This window comes from Streptomyces megasporus (assembly GCF_000718985.1).
In the GTDB taxonomy this organism is placed as follows: domain Bacteria; phylum Actinomycetota; class Actinomycetes; order Streptomycetales; family Streptomycetaceae; genus Streptomyces; species Streptomyces megasporus.
Window position 1 is genome coordinate 82,371 of record NZ_JODL01000017.1, and the last position, 19,603, is coordinate 101,973.

Below are 19,603 nucleotides of genomic sequence, written 5' to 3' on the forward strand. Positions count from 1 at the left end.
CCGGGCCGCGCCCACTCCGTCGTGCGCGTGGCTCCCCCCACCGGGCCCCACCGGGCCGACGAGCCGCTCGTCGGCCGCCGAGAGCGGAGCGGCCCCTCCCACTTCCCGCCGGCGGGATGAAACACTCCACCGGGCGCGTTGGATCATTGCGACTGTGTGAACACGGAGCCACACACGGTCACGTACGGCGACACACGGGCAGCGGGAGGTAATCGGACGTGGCGGGCACGGAGGCGGGGGAGACGGGGGACGCTCGGCGGCCCGGATGGGCACGGCGACTGACGGCGTACTGCCTGCGGTACCGCCGCAACGTGTGGCTCTCCCTGGGCGCCTCGCTCGCCGGGATGGCCGTGATGGCGCTCGTCCCCCTCGTCACCAAGGAGATCATCGACGGCATCGTCGACGACGACGGCGGTGGTCTCGGCCGGTGGATCGGCCTGCTGCTCGTCGCCGCGCTGGTGGTGTACGGGCTGACGTACGTGCGCCGCTTCTACGGCGGCAGACTCGCGCTCGACGTCCAGCACGACCTGCGCACCGAGATGTACGACTCCCTGGTCCGCCTCGACGGACGGAGGCAGGACGAGCTGTCCACCGGGCAGGTCGTCGGGCGGGCCACCAGCGACCTCCAGCTCATCCAGGGCCTGCTCTTCATGGTGCCGATGATGATCGGCAACGTTCTGCTCTTCGTGATCTCCCTGGTGGTGATGGTCACCCTCTCCCCGCTGCTGACGCTGGTGGCGCTGGCCATCGCGCCCGCCCTGGGATTCATCGCGCAGCGCAGCCGCACCCGTCTCTTCCCCGCCACCTGGTACGCCCAGAGCCAGGCCGGCGTCGTGGCCGGGGTGGTGGACGGGGCCGTCACCGGCGTGCGGGTGGTCAAGGGCTTCGGACAGGAGGAGCAGGAGACCGGCAAGCTGCGCGGCGCGAGCCGTGAACTGTTCGCCGCGCGGCTGCGGACGGTGAAGCTCAACGCGCGCTACACCCCGGCCCTCCAGGCCGTCCCCGCGCTCGGCCAGGTCGCGATGCTCGCCGTCGGCGGCTGGATGGCCACCCGCGGCCAGATCACCCTGGGCACCTTCGTCGCCTTCTCCACCTACCTGGCCCAGCTCGTCGGCCCGGTGCGGATGCTGACGATGATGCTCACCGTCGGCCAGCAGGCGCGGGCCGGCGTCGAACGCGTCCTGGAGCTGATCGACACCGAGCCGGCCATCCGCGAGCGCGAAGGCGCCCGCGAGCTGCCCGCCGACGCGCCCGCCACCGTCGAGTTCGACCGCGTGGGCTTCGCCTACGACACCGGCTCCGACGCGCGGCCCGTGCTGAAGGACTTCTCGCTGCGCATCGAACCGGGCGAGACCGTCGCCGTCGTCGGCACCTCCGGCAGCGGGAAGTCCACCGTCTCGCTGCTGCTGCCGCGCTTCTACGACGTGACCGAGGGCGCGGTCCGGGTCGGCGGCCACGACGTGCGCGACCTGACCTTCGACTCGCTGCGCGCGGCCATCGGCCTGGTCCCGGAGGACAGCTTCCTGTTCTCCGACACCATCCGCGCCAACATCGCCTACGGCCGGCCCGACGCCACGGACGAGCAGATCCGGGCGGCGGCGCGCGCCGCCCGGGCCGACGGTTTCGTCTCCGCGCTGCCGGACGGCTACGACACCGAGGTCGGCGAGCACGGCCTGACGCTCTCCGGCGGTCAGCGGCAGCGCATCGCCCTGGCCCGAGCGATCCTCTCCGATCCCCGTCTGCTCGTCCTGGACGACGCCACCTCCGCCGTGGACGCCCGTGTCGAACACGAGATCCACGAGGCGCTGCGCGGCGTGATGGCCGGCCGCACCACCCTGCTGATCGCCCACCGCCGCTCCACCCTCTCCCTGGCCGACCGCATCGCCGTCCTCGACGGCGGGCGGCTGGTGGACGTCGGCACCGACGCCGAGCTCCAGGGGCGCTGCGAGCTGTACCGTCGGCTGCTCAGCGACCCGGACGAGCTGGGGGGCGTCGAACGCGACCCGGCCGGACTGGCCCGGACGGCCGCCGCGGACGGCGACGGAGGCGCCGGAGAGGACGACGACCGGATCGACGGCGTCACCCCCGACCTGTGGATACGCGAGGGCGACCCCGAGGACACCGCGGGCACCGGCCCCGGCTCGCCCCCGCCCGCCACGGGAGGCGGGCCGGGCATGGCCGGCGCCCTCGCCGGGAGCCCGGCCACCCCCGAACTGCTCGCCAGGGTGGCCGCCCTGCCACCCGCCACCGACACCCCCGACGTCGACGAGGAACGCGCCGCCGCCCCCGAGACCTCCTACGGGCTGCGGCACCTGCTGCGCGGTTTCCGCGGGCCGCTGCTGCTGAGCCTGGCGCTGGTCGTCGTCGACGCCGTCGCCGGTCTGCTGCTGCCCGTCCTCGTCCGGCACGGCATCGACGAGGGCGTCCAGCGGACGGCGCTCGGCGCCGTGTGGGCCGCCTCCACCCTGGCGCTGCTGGTCGTGATCGCCCAGTGGGCCGCGCAGGTCGGCGAGACCCGCGCCATCGGCCGCACCGGCGAGCGCATCCTCTACACCCTCCGCGTCAAGATCTTCACCCACCTCCAGCGCCTCGGGCTCGACTACTACGAGCGCGAGCTGACCGGGCGGATCATGACCCGGATGACCACGGACGTGGACGCCCTGACGACCTTCCTGCAGACCGGGCTGATCCAGGCGGTCGTGGCGCTGCTGACCTTCTTCGGCATCATGGTCGTCCTCGTCGTGATCGACGCCGGACTGGCGCTGGTGGTCCTGGCGACCCTGCCGCCGCTGATCCTCGGCACGGTCTTCTTCCGCCGCCAGAGCCTGAAGGCGTACGAGCTGGCGCGCGAGCGCGTCAGCGGTGTCAACGCCGCGCTCCAGGAGGGTGTCGCGGGTCTGCGGATCGTGCAGGCGTTCCGCCGCGAGGGCCGCGACGCCCACCGCTTCGCCGAGCGCAGCGACGGCTACCGGCAGGCGCGCGTCCGCGGCCAGTGGCTGATCTCGGTCTACTTCCCCTTCATCCAGTTCCTCGCCTCCCTGGCCACCGCCGCCGTCCTGGTGGTGGGCGCGAACCGGGTGGGCGACGGCACCCTGACGGCGGGCGCGCTGGTGGCGTACCTGCTCTACATCGAGCTGTTCTTCGCCCCCGTGCAGCAGCTCTCGCAGGTCTTCGACGGCTACCAGCAGGCGGTCGTCTCCCTCGGCCGCGTCCAGGAGCTGCTGCGCGAGCCGACGACCACGCCGGCCCCCGCCGAGCCCCGCGAGGTGGGGAGGCTGCGCGGCGAGATCGTCTTCGACGACGTCCGCTTCCGCTACGGCAGCCAGGAGGGGCAGGACGGACAGGCCGGGCAGGACGGGCCGGCCGGGAACGACGCCGCCGAGGACGCGCTGTCCGGCATCGACCTGACGATCCCCGCCGGACAGACGGTCGCCTTCGTCGGGGAGACGGGCGCGGGCAAGTCCACGCTGGTCAAACTGGTCGCCCGGTTCTACGACCCGACCTCGGGAGCCGTCCGGGTGGACGGGGTGGACCTGCGCGAGATGGACCTGACGGCCTACCGGCGCCGGCTCGGGGTGGTCCCGCAGGAGCCGTACCTCTTCCCGGGGACCGTCCGCGACGCCATCGCCTACGGCCGGCCCGACGCGAGCGACGCCGAGGTGGAGGCGGCGGCGCGGGCGGTCGGCGCGCACGACATGATCGCCACCCTCTCCGGTGGCTACCTCCACCCGGTGGCCGAACGCGGACGGAACCTCTCGGCCGGACAGCGGCAACTGATCGCCCTGGCCCGCGCCGAACTGGTCCGGCCCGACATCCTGCTGCTGGACGAGGCCACCGCCGCGCTCGACCTGGCGACGGAGGCCCTGGTCAACGAGGCCACCGACCGTCTGGCGGGCCGCCGCACCACCCTGGTCGTCGCCCACCGCCTGACCACGGCCGCCCGCGCCGACCGGGTGGTGGTCCTGGACCGCGGCCGGGTGGTGGAGGACGGCACCCACGCCGAACTGCTGGAGCGCGACGGCCGGTACGCCGAGCTGTGGCGCACCTACGTGGGGGAGACGGCGCCCGCGGCGGCGTGAGCGCCCCCGAGGACGCCGGGGAGCCGCCCGCGTGACCGTCCCTCAGCGGCGGTTGCGCGGGTGGTTCCTCGCGGTGCGCTCGTTGCCGCGCCGGTAGTCGCCCGTCCAGCGGGCCATCACCGACTGCGGATCGCCGGCGGCCACCTCCGCCAGGAAGCGTTGGGCGCGGTCGCCGCGCAGGGTGGCGGCCGTGCGGCCCTGGTGGGTGACGACGACCGTGCCGTCCCGGTACCGCTGCCATGTGAAACCGTTGGGTCGGGGCATGGCGGGAACGGTACGGCTCAGGGGCGGCAGAGCGCAGCCAGATATTCGTCCACCGTCTGCACCACGCCGCCCTCCAGCGGCTCGTCGCCGTCCCGCCAGTGGATCGCGGCGATCTCCTCGTTGGGCGCGAACGGCAGTGCCTCGTCCACCTCGGCGGTGAACAGGGCGCCGTACAGCAGGCGGCGCTTCGGCCCGAGCACGGTCCTGGCGAAGCCGGCGAACCGCAGCAGCCCCGGCTCCACCACCTGGCCCGTCTCCTCTCGGAGCTCCCGCACGGCCGCCTGGCGGGGCGTCTCCCCCTCCTCGATGCCGCCGCCGGGCAGCTCCCAGCAGTCGCGTCCGCGCACCCGCACCATCAGCAGTCGTCCCCGGCGCCACAGGGCCACCACCGCGTAGCCCACCGGGGCGTCGTCGAAACGCGCCTCCTCGGGCTCCCGGTGGAAGCCCAGCAGATCCAGCCCCTGCGCTCCGCGGAGCAGCGGGGGCGGCCCGTCGTCCCCGGCCGCCCCTGTCCCGGTGTTCGTCCCGGTGTTCGTCTCGGTGTCCGTCACGGCGGTGAGCGTACGCCCGCCGACCCGTGGGCGACACAGGGGAATCCGCCGAGACGCGCGTGAGCCCAATGGGGTCTGGCGGGGCGCGCGGTGCGCCGGATAGGTTCGCGGCGTTCGTGGACGAGCCCAGGGGAGGGCACATGCGCAAGGCGCTCAGAGCGCTGTTGACGTCGCTGGTGCTGATCGGCACCACCGGCGCCGGCGGCGTGTCGGCGGGGACCGCCACCGCGGCCGAGCCCGACATCAAGGACCGCATCCTCGCGATACCGGGGATGAGCCTGATCGAGGAGAAGCCGGTCGAGGGATACCGCTTCTTCGTGCTGAACTACCGTCAGCCGATCGACCACCGCAAGCCCGGGAAGGGCACCTTCAAACAGCGCCTGACGGTGCTCCACAAGGGTGACGACCGCCCCACCGTCTTCCACACCTCCGGCTACGGCCTGAACACCAACCCGGCGCGCAGCGAGCCGACGCGGATCACCGACGGCAACCAGGTCTCCATGGAGTACCGGTTCTTCACCCCCTCGCGCCCGGAACCCGCCGACTGGTCCAAGCTCGACATCTGGCAGGCCGCCAGTGACCAGCACCGGATCTTCCGCGCCCTGCACCGGATCTACGACGAGGAGTGGATCTCCACGGGCGGCAGCAAGGGCGGCATGACGGCCACCTACTACCGCCGCTTCTACCCGGACGACATGGACGGCACGGTCGCCTACGTCGCGCCCAACGACGTGAACGACAAGGAGGACTCGGCCTACGACGAGTTCTTCGCCGGCGTCTCCACCGAGGAGTGCCGCGAGCGGCTGAACGCCGTCCAGCGCGAGGTCTTCGTGCGCCGCGACGAGATCGTGGCCCGCTACGAGGCGTGGGCGAAGGAGGAGGGCAACACCTTCGAGGTCGTCGGCAGCGCCGACAAGGCCTTCGAGAACGTCGCCCTGGACCTGGTGTGGGCCTGGTGGCAGTACGGCTCCGAGGCCGACTGCGACGAGGTCCCCCCGGCGAGCGCGAGCACCGACACGCTGTACGACTTCGTCGACGAGACCTCCGGCTTCGCCTTCTACACCGACCAGGGCCTGGAGTACTACACGCCGTACTACTACCAGGCCGGCACCCAGTTGGGCTCGCCGACGTTCGCCACCCCGCACCTGGACGGGCTGCTGCGCCACCCGGGCATCTACGAGCCCCGTTCCTACGTGCCGCGCGACATTCCGATGAGCTTCGACAAGAAGGCCATGCGCGACATCGACAAGTGGGTGCGCAAGGACGCCGAGCGGATGCTGTTCGTCTACGGCGAGAACGACCCGTGGGGCGCGGAGCCCTTCCGGCCGGGCCGCGGCACCGAGGACTCGCACGTCTTCGTCGCGCCGGGCGCCAACCACGGCGCGAACATCGCCGCGCTGGAGAAGGACGACCGGGCCGTCGCCACCGCCGCCCTGCTGAGGTGGGCGGGCCTGGACGCCGAGGCGTCGGCGAAGCGCGAGGCGGCGCCGCTCGCGCCGTACGACGCGAAGCTCGACACGGCGGAGAAGCTCGACCGGCGGATGATGCGCCCGTAAGGGGGGCGCGGACCGATCCGAGCGGACGGTGGGCGGGGCCGGAGAAGCCCGGCCCCGCCCACCGGCGCGTTCGGGGCGCGTTCGGGCGCGCGGGTGGAAGACGAACGGCAGTCCGCCGCCGTCGGCGAACGGCGAGAAGCCGCCCGCCCTCGGCAGCGACAGGAACGGGGCCTCGGTGTCCCAAGGCAGCGCGTCGGCAACTCCCTTGCGCGCGGCGTCAGTCGGCGCGCGGGGGCGCGGTGGAGGCGCGGGCCATCAGTTCGGTGCGGACGGTCGCCACACCGCCGGGAGGCGCCGACTCACGGCCCAGCGCCAGTCGTCCGGCGCGGGCGCCGGCCTCGTGGAGCGGGATGCGGACGGTGGTCAGGGCGGGGGCGGCGTCCGCGCTGAACGGCAGGTCGTCGAAGCCGGCCACGGAGACGTCCTCGGGGATGCGCAGGCCCTGGTCGCGCAGGGCGGCGCAGACGCCGAGGGCGACGGTGTCGTTGGCGGCCAGGACGGCCGTCAGGTCCGGTGCGCGACGCAGCAGTTCCAGGGCGCCGTCGTAGCCGGAGGAGCGGTCGTAGGCGCCGTGCACGGTGAGGCGCTCGGCGTCGGCGAGCAGCGCCGGGTCGTGGTCGGCCAGCGCCGTCCGGTGGCCCTCCAGCCGGTGCCGGGTGGTGGTGCGCTCGACCGGTCCGGCGACGTAGCCGATGCGGCGGTGGCCGAGGGCGAGGAGGTGTTCGGTCAGCCGGCGGGCGCCGCCGCGGTTGTCGAAGGCCACGGTGATGGGCGCGGTGGACTCGTCCTCGGCGCCGGTCCCGTCGGCGTCCCTGCCGGCCGTCCCGGAGCGGAGCGCGTCCCCCCGCCCGGACACGGCGTCCTCCGGCAGCGGCGGCCTGCCGCACAGCACGATCCGGGTGCCGGCCTCGGAGAGCCTGCGCAACCGGGCGGCCAGGGCGGCGGTGTGCTTCTCGTCCTCCACCGCGCTGCCGGTGAGGACGACGGCGGCGGCGCGCTGGCGCTGGAGGAGCGTGAGGTAGGTCAGTTCGCGCTCGGGGGAGCCGCCGGTGTTGCACACGACGGCCAGTTTCCCGCCCGCCTTCTCCGGCTCCATCTCCGACTGGACCGCGCTTGCCATGATGCCGAAGAACGGGTCGGCGATGTCGTTGACGAGGACGCCGACGAGGTCGGAGGTCGCGGCGGCCAGGGCGCTGGCCGGCCCGTTGACGACGTACTCCAACTCCTCCACCGCGCGCAGGACCCGGCTCCGGGTGGCCCCGGCCACCGGGTAGTTGCCGCTGAGTACGCGCGAGACGGTGGCGGCCGAGACTCCGGCTCGGGCCGCCACATCCGCCAGCGTCACTGCCATATCCGTCCTCCGGTGCGGTTCTTGTCTGCGGGGCTTGTCCTGGGTGCTGTGGGCAGGCTAGCTTGCCCTGGGATAGAAAGCGCTTTCTAAAGCGAGAGGGAAACGCTCATGACACGCAGGGTCGTACGGATCGCCATGAACGGCGTCACCGGCCGGATGGGGTACCGCCAGCACCTGGTCCGTTCCATCCTCGCCATCCGCGAGCAGGGAGGGCTGGACCTGGGCGACGGCGACGTGCTGTGGCCCGAGCCGGTCCTCGTCGGCCGCCGCGAGCACGCGCTGAAGGCCCTGGCCGAGCGCCACGGCCTCGACCCCGCGGCCGTGAGCTGCGACCTCGACGCCGTCCTGGCCGACGAGAGCATCGACGTCTACTTCGACGCCCAGGTCACCTCCGCGCGCGAGGCCGCCATCCGCAAGGCCATCGCGGCGGGCAAGCACATCTACACCGAGAAGCCCACCGCCACCGGCCTGGAGGGCGCCCTGGAACTGGCTCGACTCGCCCGCGACGCGGGCGTCAAGCACGGCGTCGTGCAGGACAAGCTCTTTCTGCCGGGTCTGCTCAAGCTCAAGCGATTGATCGACGGCGGCTTCTTCGGCCGGATCCTCTCCGTCCGCGGCGAGTTCGGCTACTGGGTCTTCGAGGGCGACTGGCAGCAGGCGCAGCGCCCCTCGTGGAACTACCGCGCCGAGGACGGCGGCGGCATCGTCGTCGACATGTTCCCGCACTGGGAATACGTGCTGCACGAGCTGTTCGGCCCGGTGCGCACCGTCCAGGCCGTCACCGCCACCCACATCCCGCAGCGCTGGGACGAGCAGGGCAAGCCCTACGAGGCGACCGCCGACGACGCCGCGTACGGCGTCTTCCAGCTCGACGGCGGCATCGTCGCCCAGATCAACTCCTCCTGGGCCGTGCGCGTCAACCGCGACGAGCTGGTGGAGTTCCAGGTCGACGGCACCGAGGGCTCGGCCGTCGCGGGCCTGCGCACCTGCCGCGTCCAGCACCGCTCGGTCACCCCCAAGCCGGTGTGGAACCCGGATCTGCCGGTCACCGAGTCCTTCCGCGACCAGTGGCAGGAGGTGCCGGACAACGAGGAGTTCGACAACGGGTTCAAGGCCCAGTGGGAGCTGTTCCTGCGCCACGTCGCGCTGGACGAGCCGTACACCTGGGACCTGCTGGCCGGTGCCCGTGGCGTCCAGCTCGCCGAGCTGGGCCTGGCCTCGGCCGCCGAGGGCCGCCGTCTCGACGTTCCGGAGCTGAGCCTGTGATCCGCCTTCCCGACCTCTCCGGCGCCCTGCGCGAGTACACCCCCCGCACCGAGCCCGCGATCCCCGCTCCCGGGGGCCCGCCGCTGGTCTCCCGCACGGTGTTCTCCGCCGCCCACGTCGTCGCCGACCCCTTCGCCGACGCCACGCCCGACGGCCCGGCCGTCGTGGACTGGGACGCCACGCTCGCCTTCCGCCGCCACCTGTGGTCCCACGGGCTCGGCGTCGCCGAGGCCATGGACACCGCCCAGCGCGGCATGGGCCTGGACTGGAACGCCGCCGCCGAACTGATCCGCCGCTCGGCCGCCGAGGCCGCCGCCTGCGGCGGGCGCATCGCCTGCGGCGTCGGCACCGACCAGCTCACCGGACCGGCCGGCTCCCTGGACGAGATCCGCGCCGCCTACGAGGAACAGCTCGCCGTGGTGGAGGAGGCCGGCGCCCAGGCCATCGTGATGGCCTCCCGCGCCCTGGCCGCCCTGGCCCGGGGGCCCGAGGAGTACGTCGAGCTCTACGGCAAGCTGCTGCGCCAGGCGTCCGAGCCGGTGATCCTGCACTGGCTCGGCCCGATGTTCGACCCGGCGCTCACCGGCTACTGGGGCAGCAAGGACCTGGACGCCGCCACCGAGACCTTCCTCGCCGTCATCGCCGAGAACCCCGACAAGGTCGACGGCGTCAAGATCTCGCTGCTGGACGCGGGACGCGAGGTCGACCTGCGGCGCCGCCTCCCCAACGGCGTGCGCTGCTACACCGGCGACGACTTCAACTACCCCGAGCTGATCGCGGGCGACGAGCCCGCGGCGGGAGGGCGCTTCAGCCACGCCCTGCTGGGCATCTTCGACCCGCTGGGCCCGCTGGCCGCCGAGGCCGTGCGGGTGCTGGACACCGGCGACCCGGCGGGCTTCCGCAAGCTGCTGGACCCCACCGTCGAACTCTCCCGCCACCTGTTCCAGGCGCCCACCCGCTACTACAAGACCGGTGTGGTGTTCCTGGCCTGGCTGGCCGGACACCAGGACCACTTCGCCATGGTCGGCGGTCTCCAGTCCGCGCGTTCGCTGCCCCACCTGGCGCGGGCGTACGAGCTGGCCGACTCCCTCGGGCTGTTCCCCGACCCGGCCCTGGCCGAGACCCGGATGCGGAACCTGCTGGCGGTGTACGGGGTGACGGCATGAGCACGACCATCGAGGCCCCGGCCCGCTTCTCCATCAACCAGGAGACCGTCAAGCAGCTCTCCCTGCCCGAGCTGGCCGAGGCGTGCGGCGAGCTGGGCGTCGCCGGCGTCGGCCTGTGGCGGGAGCCCGTCCGGAGGTACGGGGTGGACGCCACGGCCCGGCTGGTGCGGGACGCGGGTCTGACGGTCACCAGCCTGTGCCGCGGCGGTTTCCTCACCGCCGTCGACCCCGCCGAGCGGAGCAAGGCGCTCGACGACAACCGGGCGGCGATCGACGAGGCCGCCGGGATCGGCACCGACACCCTGGTCCTGGTCTCCGGCGGTCTGCCGGCCGGCGACCGCGACCTGTCCGGCGCCCGTGAGCGGATCGCCGACGCGCTGGCCGAATTGGCCCCCTACGCGGCCGAGCGCGGAGTGCGGCTGGCCATCGAGCCGCTGCACCCGATGTTCGCCTCGGACCGCTGCGTGGTCTCCACCCTCGGCCAAGCCCTCGACCTGGCCGAACGGTTCCCGGCCGATCGGGTCGGCGTGGTCGTGGACACCTACCACATCTGGTGGGACGACCGGGCGCCCGAGCAGATCGCCCGGGCCGGCGAGAGCGGCCGGATCGCCGCCTTCCAGGTAGCGGACTGGTGCACCCCGCTCCCGGCCGGCGTCCTGCTGGGCCGCGGACAGCTCGGGGACGGCTCGATCGACTTCCGGACGTGGCGGGACCTGGTGACCGCGGCCGGATACACGGGCTGGACCGAGGTGGAGATCTTCAACGAGGCGCTGTGGGCCCGCGACGGCCGCGAGGCCCTGGCGGAGACGGTGGAACGCTTCCGCGCCCACGTGTTGTAGCCGCCCGCGCGCCCCTCGGGGCGTCCCGAACCGCCGACGCGGTGGACATGTCGCGCCCGGTCCGCGTCGGCCCGCCGCCGTCGCCTCCCGCGCACCGGGAGGCGACGGCGGCGTCACCGTTCGCCGCGGTCCTGCTCGGCCCCCTCCGCGTCCTTCCGGTCGCCCTCGGCCTGGGAGGGCGTGGCGGCCCGACCGCCGCGCTCCTTGGCCTTCCCGGCCTCCTCGGCGGCCTTCTCGGCGGAGTGCCGCTCGCTCAGTCCGCGGGACTGGTCGACGCCCTCGTCGTCGTCCCGCTCACCCTCGGCCTGGGATGGAGTCCACCCGCTCATGCGCCGCCTCCTTCTGTGGTTCCGGTCCGCTGGGGACGGTCGGTCTCGCAGCGCTTCCCGAGTACCCAGGCGATCGCCGAATCCACCCGGAAGGCGCGGGCCGACCCGGTGCGCGCGAGCCCGTCGGGAACCGGTCGGGAGCCGGTCGGGAGCCGGTCGGGAGTCCGCCGGAGGAATCCGCGAAAAAAATCATGTTCCGCCGTGCAACCCTTCCGGAGCCTCGTGGGTCATAGCTGGTGTCGGCCGCACCGGGGGGGTGAGAGGGCCGACGGGGGGACACGAGGGGTCCGGCCGCGGCCGGACCCCTCGTAAGCTTCCGACGGGCTTCCGGCGAGATGCCGACGGGATTCCGGCGCCGCTTCGACGCCCGCCGTCCCCACCACCCGATCCCCGGTTGTCGGCGGCCGGCGTTACCGTCTGTGACATGTCCTTCCAACCCGCCGTGCTCGAGGGAGTCCTCGAACGCATCACCTACGCCAACGAGGAGAACGGTTACACGGTGGCCCGCGTCGACGCGGGGCGCGCCGGCGGCGAACTCCTCACCGTCGTCGGCTCGCTGCTCGGCGCGCAGGTCGGGGAGTCGCTGCGGATGGAGGGCCGGTGGGGCTCCCATCCCCAGTACGGTCGCCAGTTCCACGTGGAGAACTACACGACGGTGCTGCCCGCCACCGTCCAGGGCATCCGGCGCTACCTGGGCTCCGGACTGATCAAGGGCATCGGACCGAAGATCGCCGAGCGGATCGTGGACCACTTCGGCCTGGAGACGCTGGAGGTCATCGAGAACACGCCCGAGAGGCTGATCGAGGTGCCCGGGCTCGGGCCCAAGCGCACCAAGCTGATCGGCGCCGCCTGGGAGGAGCAGAAGGCCATCAAGGAGGTGATGGTCTTCCTCCAGGGCGTGGGCGTCTCCACCTCGATCGCGGTGCGCATCTACAAGAAGTACGGCGACGCCTCGATCTCGGTGGTGAAGAACCAGCCCTACCGGCTGGCCGCCGACGTGTGGGGCATCGGCTTCCTCACCGCCGACCGCATCGCGAGGGCCGTCGGCATTCCGCACGACAGCCCCGACCGGGTCAAGGCCGGGCTGCAGTACGCGCTCTCGCAATCCGCCGACCAGGGGCACTGCTACCTGCCGGAGGAGCGGCTGATCGCCGACACCGTGAAGCTGCTCCAGGTGGACACCGGTCTGGTCATCGACTGCCTGCACGAGCTGGCGGGCGAGGAGGAGGGCGTCGTGCGCGAGCCCGTCCCCGACCCGCAGAACCCGGCGGAGACGGTCACGGCGGTCTATCTGGTGCCCTTCCACCGGGCCGAGCTCTCCCTGGCGGGCCGGCTGAGGCGGCTGCTACGGGCCGAGGAGGACCGTCTGCCGGCCTTCCGCGACGTGGACTGGGAGGTGGTCCTGTCCTGGCTGGCGAAGCGCACCGGCGCCGAACTGGCCCCCGAGCAGGAGGCCGCGGTGCGGTTGGCGCTGACCGAGAAGGTCGCGGTGCTCACCGGCGGCCCCGGCTGCGGCAAGTCCTTCACCGTGCGGTCCGTGGTGGAGCTGGCGCGGGCCAAGCGGGCGAAGGTGGTGCTGGCCGCGCCCACCGGACGGGCGGCCAAACGGCTGTCGGAGCTGACCGGAGCCGAGGCCTCCACGGTCCACCGGCTGCTGGAGCTCAAGCCCGGCGGGGACGCCGCGTACGACCAGGACCGCCCGCTGGACGCCGACCTGGTGGTGGTCGACGAGGCGTCGATGCTCGACCTGCTGCTCGCCAACAAACTGATCAAGGCCGTGCCGCCGGGCGCCCACCTGCTGCTGGTGGGGGACGTGGACCAGTTGCCGTCGGTGGGCGCGGGGGAGGTGCTGCGGGATCTGCTGGCCGAGGGCGGCCCCGTCCCGGCGGTGCGGCTGACGCGGATCTTCCGGCAGGCCCAGCAGTCCGGCGTGGTGACCAACGCGCACCGCATCAACTCCGGGGTCCCGCCGATCACCCGGGGTCTGTCGGACTTCTTCCTCTTCGTGGAGGAGGACACCGAGGAGGCCGGGCGGCTGACCGTCGACGTGGCGACCCGGCGCATCCCCGCGAAGTTCGGCCTCGACCCGCGCCGTGACGTTCAGGTGCTCACCCCGATGCACCGCGGCCCGGCCGGCGCGGGCAACCTGAACGGCCTGCTCCAGCAGGCCGTCACCCCCGCCCGTCCGGACCTTCCGGAAAAGCGATTCGGCGGACGGGTTTTCCGGGTGGGCGACAAGGTGACTCAGATTCGCAACAACTACGAGAAGGGAGCCAACGGGGTCTTCAACGGCACGGTGGGCGTGGTCACGTCCCTGAGCCCGGAGGAACAGCGGCTGACCGTGCGGACGGACGAGGACGAGGAGGTCCCGTACGACTTCGACGAACTGGACGAGCTCGCGCACGCCTACGCGGTGACCATCCACCGCTCGCAGGGCAGCGAGTATCCGGCGGTGGTCGTCCCGGTCACCACCGGGGCCTGGATGATGCTGCAGCGCAATCTGCTCTACACGGCCGTGACGAGGGCGAAACGCCTCGTGGTGCTGGTGGGCTCCCGAAGGGCTCTGGGGCAGGCCGTACGGACGGTGTCCGCGGGACGCCGCTGTACCGCTCTGGACCATCGATTGCGCGGCACGCCACACCCCGCGTAGCTTTCCGGAGGCACTCCGTGCCATCCACGGTCCCGCTGATCGACCCCGAGTGCACCGCACGGCGCCGGATGGGAGACAGTGGGAAGAGGACAGGGCACTCGAAGAAGAGGCACTACGTCGGTGAGGGATGACGTGAGCGACAACTCTGTAGTACTGCGGTACGGGGACGGCGAGTACAGCTTCCCGCTGGTGAACAGCACCGTCGGTAACGGTGGGTTCGACATCTCCAAGCTGCGCGCCCAGACCGGTCTGGTGACCCTGGACTCCGGTTACGGCAACACCGCCGCATACAAATCGGCGATCACCTTCCTCGACGGCGAGAAAGGCATCCTCCGCTACCGCGGCTACCCGATCGAGCAGCTTGCCGAGCACGGCACGTTCCTCGAGACGGCGTATCTGCTGATCTACGGAGAGCTGCCCACCGCCGACCAGTTGGACGGGTTCCGGAACGAGATCACCCAGCACACCCTGCTGCACGAGGACGTCAAGCGGTTCTACGACGGTTTCCCCCGTGACGCGCACCCGATGGCGATGCTGTCCTCCGTGGTCAGCGCGCTGTCCACCTTCTACCAGGACAGCCACAACCCGTTCGACGACGAGCAGCGTCATCTCTCCACCATCCGCCTGCTGGCCAAGCTGCCCACCATCGCGGCCTACGCCTACAAGAAGTCGGTGGGCCACCCGGTGGTGTACCCGCGCAACGACCTGGGCTACGTGGAGAACTTCCTCCGCATGACCTTCGCGGTCCCGGCGGAGGAGTACGAGCTGAACCCGGTCGTGGTCGACGCGCTGGACAAGCTCCTCATCCTCCACGCCGACCACGAGCAGAACTGCTCGACCTCCACCGTGCGCCTGGTCGGCTCCTCCCAGGCGAACATGTTCGCCTCCATCTCCGCGGGCATCAGCGCCCTGTGGGGCCCGCTGCACGGCGGCGCCAACCAGGCGGTGCTGGAGATGCTGGAGCGCATCCGGGCCGAGGGCGGCGACGTCGACTCCTTCATCCGCCGGGTGAAGAACAAGGAGGACGGCGTCCGGCTGATGGGCTTCGGCCACCGCGTCTACAAGAGCTTCGACCCGCGGGCGAAGATCATCAAGGCCGCGGCGCACGACGTCCTCTCGGCGCTCGGCAAGTCCGACGAGCTGCTGGACATCGCGCTGAAGCTGGAGGAGCACGCGCTGGCCGACGACTACTTCGTCGAGCGCAACCTCTACCCGAACGTCGACTTCTACACCGGCCTGATCTACCGGGCCATGGGCTTCCCGACCACCATGTTCACCGTGCTGTTCGCGCTGGGCCGCCTGCCGGGCTGGATCGCCCAGTGGCACGAGATGATCAAGGAGCCGGGTTCCCGCATCGGCCGCCCGCGCCAGGTCTACACCGGCGTCGTCCAGCGTGACTACGTCCCGCTGGAGAAGCGCGACTGACGCGACTCGACGGATCGACCAAGCGGATCGACGTCCCGCGCGGCACGCGGGGCGAGACGCCGTGGGCCCCGCTTCGCACACGTGTCCGGAGCGGGGCCTCCGCGCGTCCTCGGGGACGACCGCACCCCGAAGTGCGGAGGAACCGTGAAGAAAAAGTGACGTAGGTCACACAGGTAAAGGGGTAACCATCCGGGGCCCTCGTGTGTCTAACGGGGTGGCGGTCGGTACTCCGGCGGAGCCGCCGCCGCCCGCCGTGTTCGTCTGTGGGGGACGGAGACGGTGGTCCGCGGAGGCGACGTGCCTCGGGGGAGCTTGAGCGGCCCTCTCGCCCGTACGTCGCCCGGCAGACACCCGGCCAGGATCCCGTGGGGGGAGTCCATGACCGGGAGAAGGAGAGCGCCCTGTGGCGGGCCCGTGGGGGGACCCGTCGTGGGGCGCTCTCTGTTATGCGGCCCGACCCCGGGCCTCCGACCGGGATCCCCGGCGCTGAGCCCCCCTTTCTCGCGGGACCGCCGCCCCTGGACGGCCGTCCACCACACCGGGCCGAATCCGAAAACCACCGGAGTTCCGGTTCCAGAATCCCGCTGTTCCGCTGTCCCGTTCTGTCCCGGACGGGATTCCGGGTCTCGCGCTGTTCCGCAGGGGTCCCGGACTGGCTAGCGTTTCCAGAGTCGTAAAGGGCGTACCGCGTCACCGGTACCGGTCCGCGGCGCCATTCTCACCGGAAAAAGGGGAAACACCGTGCCAGTGACATCGATTGCCTCGCAACTGTCCGGGAACGGCCTGCAGCAGCACCTCTACTCAGAGCCCACCGCGGTTGCCGAGGAGTGCCGTATGGCCGGTTACAGCTGCTGGTTCGACTCGGACTGCTGCAACGAGTCGGTCAGCCTCATCTGCGAGTGGTGGACCTGCCGCTACGCGTGAGCGCCCCTGCCGTGAACCGCGGGCGACGGATTTTCAGCCACCGCGGTTCCATGAAATGAGAAAAGCGGAATCCGTCGGACAGCGGCGCGGGCCAGCGCCGGCGGCCCGGCGGATTCCGCCCGCGGAATTCCTTCCGCGATGAACGAGGAACCGGGAAACGGAAAATCGGGGACGCATGGCGACAGGATTGCTCGCACTGCCACGCTCCGCGCGCGAGGCGGCCACCTTCTTGGCGGCGGCGCGTGCCGGCGGCGGCATCTACCAGCTCGACCGGTGGCCGGCCAGGCGCGGCAACCGACGGCCGACTCCGCGGGCCGTGGCCCGGGCCGTCGTTCGGCTGCGAATCGCGCAGCGGCTCACGACCGGTTTCCTCGACCCCGTCGAGGACGCTCTCTACCTCACGGCGGGCCTGCGCGGAGTCGGCCTGCCCGCCACGTTCCACCTCGGCCGGGAAATCGTTCCCGCCTCGTCGTTCGCGGGCTTCTACGCCTGGGTGGAGTGCGACGGGCAGGTGGTGAGCACCTCGCTGCCCGTCCGGGAGGAGTACATCGAGGTGCACAGATCGGCGGAGGGGTGAGCGCCGTGCTGGGTGTGGTCGAGATGTCCGGCGGCGTACTGCGCTGCACGGAACCGGACGAGCCCGCCGCCGCACTGGGGGCGAACGTCGAGCGCACGGACCGCTCCTTCGAGCTGAGCCGCCTCCGTCCGGAGACCCGGCCCTGCTACTTCCGGGTGGGCTACGGGCGGCTGGAGTGGGGTGGGGACCCGACCGCCTTCCTGCCCGCGGGCGCGCGCCCGACCCCCGAGCCCGGCGCGCTCCTGGCCATGGTGCACGGGCAGGCCGCGCCGCCGGACTCCACACCGCTGCCCGGGGTGCGCAGGCTGACACCAGGGACGCGGATTCGGGTGGACGCGGACGGCGTGACCGTCACTCAGGGACAGTGCGAGCTCCCGCCGGTGGAGGGCAGCCTGGCGCGGGCGGTGACGCGGGCGCTGGCCTCGGCGGGCGACGAGTACGTCCTCGCCTACAGCGGCGGCCTCGCCTCCGCGTTCCTGGCCGTGCTCGCGGTGGCCGCGGGCCACCGCGTACACCTGGTGCACGCTGATCTCGGCCTGCCGGGCACTCGGCAGCCGCCGGCGCCCGTGCCGGGAGGCACGCCACGCCGGGTGGCGCTGGACCTCCACGAGTTGCTCGACCATCACACCGTCAGCGGCACCGAACCGCTGCCGCCGCTGCCCGACTTCGAAGTGCCGGGCCGACTGCATGGGGCCTTGGCCGGAGCGGCCGGGCTGCCGCTCGTCACCGGGGCGCTGCTGGAGTCCCTCGTCTCCGTCAAACTGCCCGACGTACCGCGCGGGACGAGGGCGTGGCGGCTGCTGGGCTGCGAGCCGTTCCACATCTCCGGCACGCTCGGCACGCTCGGCGAGGCGCTCGAACTGCTCGACAACCGGGTCGTCTACACCCCGGGGCGCCGTGACACTGGCGGCAGCGGCCCCGACGCGCAGCAGTTGGGCGCGCCGCCGCCTCCGTCGCCGACGGGGGGCAGCAAACTCCCCTGGCTCACCGCAGAGGGGAAGCAGGCGTATGAGACGACCCACCGCGGCTCGATGGCGGTTTGGCAGGATCGGCTCGACGCAGCGAAACCGGTGATCGGCCGGATCATCGGAGGGCTGGAGGAGCGCGGCACGGCCGGCGCTTTTCTGCCCGCCCTGGACACCGGGGTGCTTGCCGCCGCGGCCGCCCTGCCGGCCCGCAGGCTGGGTCGGATCCGCCGCGGTGTCTTCGAGAACCACCTGCCGCTCCGCCGCGCGGTCGCCGCCGCGGGCGTCACGGGGCTGCGGACGGCCTCCCCCGGTCACTGGCTGCGGCTGGCGGCGGCGGCCCACCTGCACCGGGAACGCAGGAAGATCGTGTCCGAGCTCGAACGCGAGTGCGCCCTGGGCGATCTGGGGCTGGTCGAGCCGCGGCTCGTCGCGGCCGGCCTGCGCGAGGGGCGCGACATCTCGTCCCACGCTCTGCCCCTGCTGCGCCTGGTGTGGCTGGACCGCTGGCTGAGGGAGCGCTCATGACCGCCGAACCATCCGCACCGCAGCCCTCGCCCCGGCTCGACCCGCTGCCGCCGCCCGGTACACCGCTGCGGCTCGGCCCGTCCATCACCCTGACCCCCCTGCCGTTCGGCGGCGCCGTCCTGGCCGACGGCCGCAGCCTGGCCGTGGCCGAGTGCGGAGAACGCGACGCGGCGGTGGTCGACCGGCTGCTCGGCGTCGGCGTCCCACCGCCCGAGGCCGGGGCGGGCGTGGCCCTCTTCACCGCACGGATGATCGCAGCCGGCTGGCTCGTACCGGATCGGAGTTCCTGACCATGTCCGCCCTGTCCGTCCTGAGCGACCGGCTGCCGGATCTCGCTCTCGCCGCCACTGCGGGACCGCTCGCCGTCGCGGGCGCGGCCAAGCTCGTTACCGCCCCGGAGAAGCTGTCCTGGCCCATCCGCTCGGGTCCCCTGGCCGCGCCGACCGGCCCCCGAGCGGTCGGCGCGGGTGAAGTCGCCGCGACCGTCGCCGTGGTGGTGCTGCCCGTCCGCTGGGCGGCCGCCATCGCCCTCCTGACCTACGCCGTGCTCACCGTCGTCGCCGTACGCTCCCGGGGGCAGAAGTGTGCCTGCTTCGGGCTCGCGCGCCTGGCTGCCGTGGGTCGTGTCCACATCGGTGCGAACGCGGCTGCCGCCGCCCTCGCGGCGGCCGTGCTCACCCTGTCCGACGCGGGCGCGTGGCCCCTGCCACGCGCGGTGGCCACCGCAGCGGCGGCCGGCGTCACCCTCACCGTCCTGCTGGTGGTCGACCGGCGCCGCGAGGCGGCCCGGCTGCACGTCCCGCCGTGCGCGGAGCAGATCAGGGGGGTACGGCTGTACGTTGCCGACGACTGCCCGTCCTGCCGTTCGCTCAAGCACCTCCTGGCTGCAGGAGAGCCCGAACGGTTGGCCGCCGTCACCATGGTCACCGTGGCGAAGGAGGCCGAACTGCCGGGTTCCCTCCAAGGGCTCGGCGTGCCGTGCGCGACCGGCCTCGACGCCGCCGGAGAACCGGTGTGTGCCCCGGCCTCCGGCATCGGCGCCGTCAAGGGGCTGATCGACGGCATCACCCTCGCGAGCACTCCGGTGGACAGCCGTGCCCACTGACCTCGAACGCTGCTGGAAACGCCGGGAC

Annotated in this window: 15 protein-coding genes; 11 read left to right on the plus strand and 4 right to left on the minus strand. The window is 72.5% G+C overall.

Annotated elements, in window-relative coordinates; all coding sequences use genetic code 11:
• Window positions 1–218 precede the first annotated feature (218 nt).
• Entirely contained in the window at window positions 219–4,079 is a 3,861-nt protein-coding gene (locus tag IF47_RS0116510) for an ABC transporter ATP-binding protein (RefSeq protein ID WP_051717783.1), read from the plus strand.
• Between the two features lie 42 nt (window positions 4,080–4,121).
• Here IF47_RS0116510 and IF47_RS0116515 read toward each other — a convergent pair whose 3' ends face one another.
• Window positions 4,122–4,343, minus strand: a complete 222-nt coding sequence (locus IF47_RS0116515) for a hypothetical protein (RefSeq protein WP_031509563.1) — start codon at window positions 4,341–4,343, stop codon at window positions 4,122–4,124.
• Between the two features lie 17 nt (window positions 4,344–4,360).
• On the minus strand, window positions 4,361–4,894 hold the full coding sequence (locus tag IF47_RS0116520; RefSeq protein WP_078591892.1) for an NUDIX domain-containing protein: 534 nt from the start codon (window positions 4,892–4,894) through the stop codon (window positions 4,361–4,363).
• Between the two features lie 140 nt (window positions 4,895–5,034).
• Here IF47_RS0116520 and IF47_RS0116525 point away from each other — a divergent pair, with 140 nt between their 5' ends.
• On the plus strand, window positions 5,035–6,450 hold the full coding sequence (locus IF47_RS0116525; protein ID WP_031509565.1) for a S28 family serine protease: 1,416 nt from the start codon (window positions 5,035–5,037) through the stop codon (window positions 6,448–6,450).
• A 217-nt stretch (window positions 6,451–6,667) separates the two neighbouring features.
• Here IF47_RS0116525 and IF47_RS0116530 read toward each other — a convergent pair whose 3' ends face one another.
• Window positions 6,668–7,801: a LacI family DNA-binding transcriptional regulator gene (locus IF47_RS0116530; RefSeq protein ID WP_031509566.1), complete on the minus strand. Its 1,134-nt coding sequence runs from the start codon at window positions 7,799–7,801 to the stop codon at window positions 6,668–6,670.
• Window positions 7,802–7,909: 108 nt separating this feature from the next.
• Between IF47_RS0116530 and IF47_RS0116535 the strand changes: the two genes are divergently transcribed.
• Genes IF47_RS0116535 through IF47_RS0116545 form a run of 3 tightly spaced genes read left to right on the plus strand, consistent with a single transcriptional unit; the run spans window position 7,910 to window position 11,072 of the window.
• On the plus strand, window positions 7,910–9,067 hold the full coding sequence (locus IF47_RS0116535) for a Gfo/Idh/MocA family protein (protein ID WP_031509567.1): 1,158 nt from the start codon (window positions 7,910–7,912) through the stop codon (window positions 9,065–9,067).
• Complete coding sequence (locus tag IF47_RS0116540; RefSeq protein ID WP_031509568.1) at window positions 9,064–10,233, plus strand: dihydrodipicolinate synthase family protein; 1,170 nt, start codon at window positions 9,064–9,066, stop codon at window positions 10,231–10,233. The genes IF47_RS0116535 and IF47_RS0116540 overlap by 4 nt, the downstream gene beginning before the upstream one ends.
• The gene (locus IF47_RS0116545; protein WP_031509569.1) at window positions 10,230–11,072 is read left to right on the plus strand and encodes a sugar phosphate isomerase/epimerase family protein; all 843 of its coding nucleotides are present in this window, start codon (window positions 10,230–10,232) and stop codon (window positions 11,070–11,072) included. The genes IF47_RS0116540 and IF47_RS0116545 overlap by 4 nt, the downstream gene beginning before the upstream one ends.
• 113 nt (window positions 11,073–11,185) lie before the next feature.
• On the opposite strand, the gene IF47_RS0116550 is transcribed toward IF47_RS0116545, so the two are convergent.
• Window positions 11,186–11,401 carry a hypothetical protein gene (locus tag IF47_RS0116550; RefSeq protein WP_031509570.1) on the minus strand — a complete coding sequence of 72 codons (216 nt, stop codon included), beginning with the start codon at window positions 11,399–11,401 and terminating at the stop codon, window positions 11,186–11,188.
• Between the two features lie 424 nt (window positions 11,402–11,825).
• Between IF47_RS0116550 and recD2 the strand changes: the two genes are divergently transcribed.
• The 6 genes from recD2 to IF47_RS0116585 all read left to right on the plus strand — a co-directional run bounded on the left by recD2 (window position 11,826) and on the right by IF47_RS0116585 (window position 19,575).
• Window positions 11,826–14,051 carry an SF1B family DNA helicase RecD2 gene (gene recD2 / locus IF47_RS0116555; protein WP_031509571.1) on the plus strand — a complete coding sequence of 742 codons (2,226 nt, stop codon included), beginning with the start codon at window positions 11,826–11,828 and terminating at the stop codon, window positions 14,049–14,051.
• 132 nt (window positions 14,052–14,183) lie between these two features.
• On the plus strand, window positions 14,184–15,476 hold the full coding sequence (locus tag IF47_RS0116560) for a citrate synthase (protein ID WP_031509572.1): 1,293 nt from the start codon (window positions 14,184–14,186) through the stop codon (window positions 15,474–15,476).
• A gap of 1,099 nt (window positions 15,477–16,575) precedes the next feature.
• Window positions 16,576–16,977: a lasso peptide biosynthesis protein gene (locus IF47_RS0116570; RefSeq protein ID WP_106982576.1), complete on the plus strand. Its 402-nt coding sequence runs from the start codon at window positions 16,576–16,578 to the stop codon at window positions 16,975–16,977.
• Window positions 16,974–18,470 (plus strand): hypothetical protein, encoded by a 1,497-nt coding sequence (locus tag IF47_RS0116575; protein WP_031509574.1) that lies wholly within the window; start codon window positions 16,974–16,976, stop codon window positions 18,468–18,470. Before IF47_RS0116570 ends, IF47_RS0116575 begins: the two co-directional genes overlap by 4 nt.
• On the plus strand, window positions 18,467–18,760 hold the full coding sequence (adfB, locus tag IF47_RS30750; protein ID WP_031509575.1) for an actinodefensin-associated protein B: 294 nt from the start codon (window positions 18,467–18,469) through the stop codon (window positions 18,758–18,760). The genes IF47_RS0116575 and adfB overlap by 4 nt, the downstream gene beginning before the upstream one ends.
• Before the next feature lie 2 nt (window positions 18,761–18,762).
• Entirely contained in the window at window positions 18,763–19,575 is an 813-nt protein-coding gene (locus IF47_RS0116585) for a hypothetical protein (protein WP_031509576.1), read from the plus strand.
• Window positions 19,576–19,603: the final 28 nt, after the last annotated feature.

Bases quoted from the DNA above. Each gene is read 5' to 3' on its own strand.
- adfB (WP_031509575.1), top strand. From the start codon at position 18,467: ATGACCGCCGAACCATCCGCACCGCAGCCCTCGCCCCGGCTCGACCCG.
- IF47_RS0116545 (WP_031509569.1), top strand. From the start codon at position 10,230: ATGAGCACGACCATCGAGGCCCCGGCCCGCTTCTCCATCAACCAGGAG.
- recD2 (WP_031509571.1), top strand. From the start codon at position 11,826: ATGTCCTTCCAACCCGCCGTGCTCGAGGGAGTCCTCGAACGCATCACC.
- IF47_RS0116570 (WP_106982576.1), top strand. From the start codon at position 16,576: ATGGCGACAGGATTGCTCGCACTGCCACGCTCCGCGCGCGAGGCGGCC.
- IF47_RS0116525 (WP_031509565.1), top strand. From the start codon at position 5,035: ATGCGCAAGGCGCTCAGAGCGCTGTTGACGTCGCTGGTGCTGATCGGC.
- IF47_RS0116550 (WP_031509570.1), bottom strand. From the start codon at position 11,401: ATGAGCGGGTGGACTCCATCCCAGGCCGAGGGTGAGCGGGACGACGAC.
- IF47_RS0116585 (WP_031509576.1), top strand. From the start codon at position 18,763: ATGTCCGCCCTGTCCGTCCTGAGCGACCGGCTGCCGGATCTCGCTCTC.
- IF47_RS0116530 (WP_031509566.1), bottom strand. From the start codon at position 7,801: ATGGCAGTGACGCTGGCGGATGTGGCGGCCCGAGCCGGAGTCTCGGCC.
- IF47_RS0116515 (WP_031509563.1), bottom strand. From the start codon at position 4,343: ATGCCCCGACCCAACGGTTTCACATGGCAGCGGTACCGGGACGGCACG.
- IF47_RS0116535 (WP_031509567.1), top strand. From the start codon at position 7,910: ATGACACGCAGGGTCGTACGGATCGCCATGAACGGCGTCACCGGCCGG.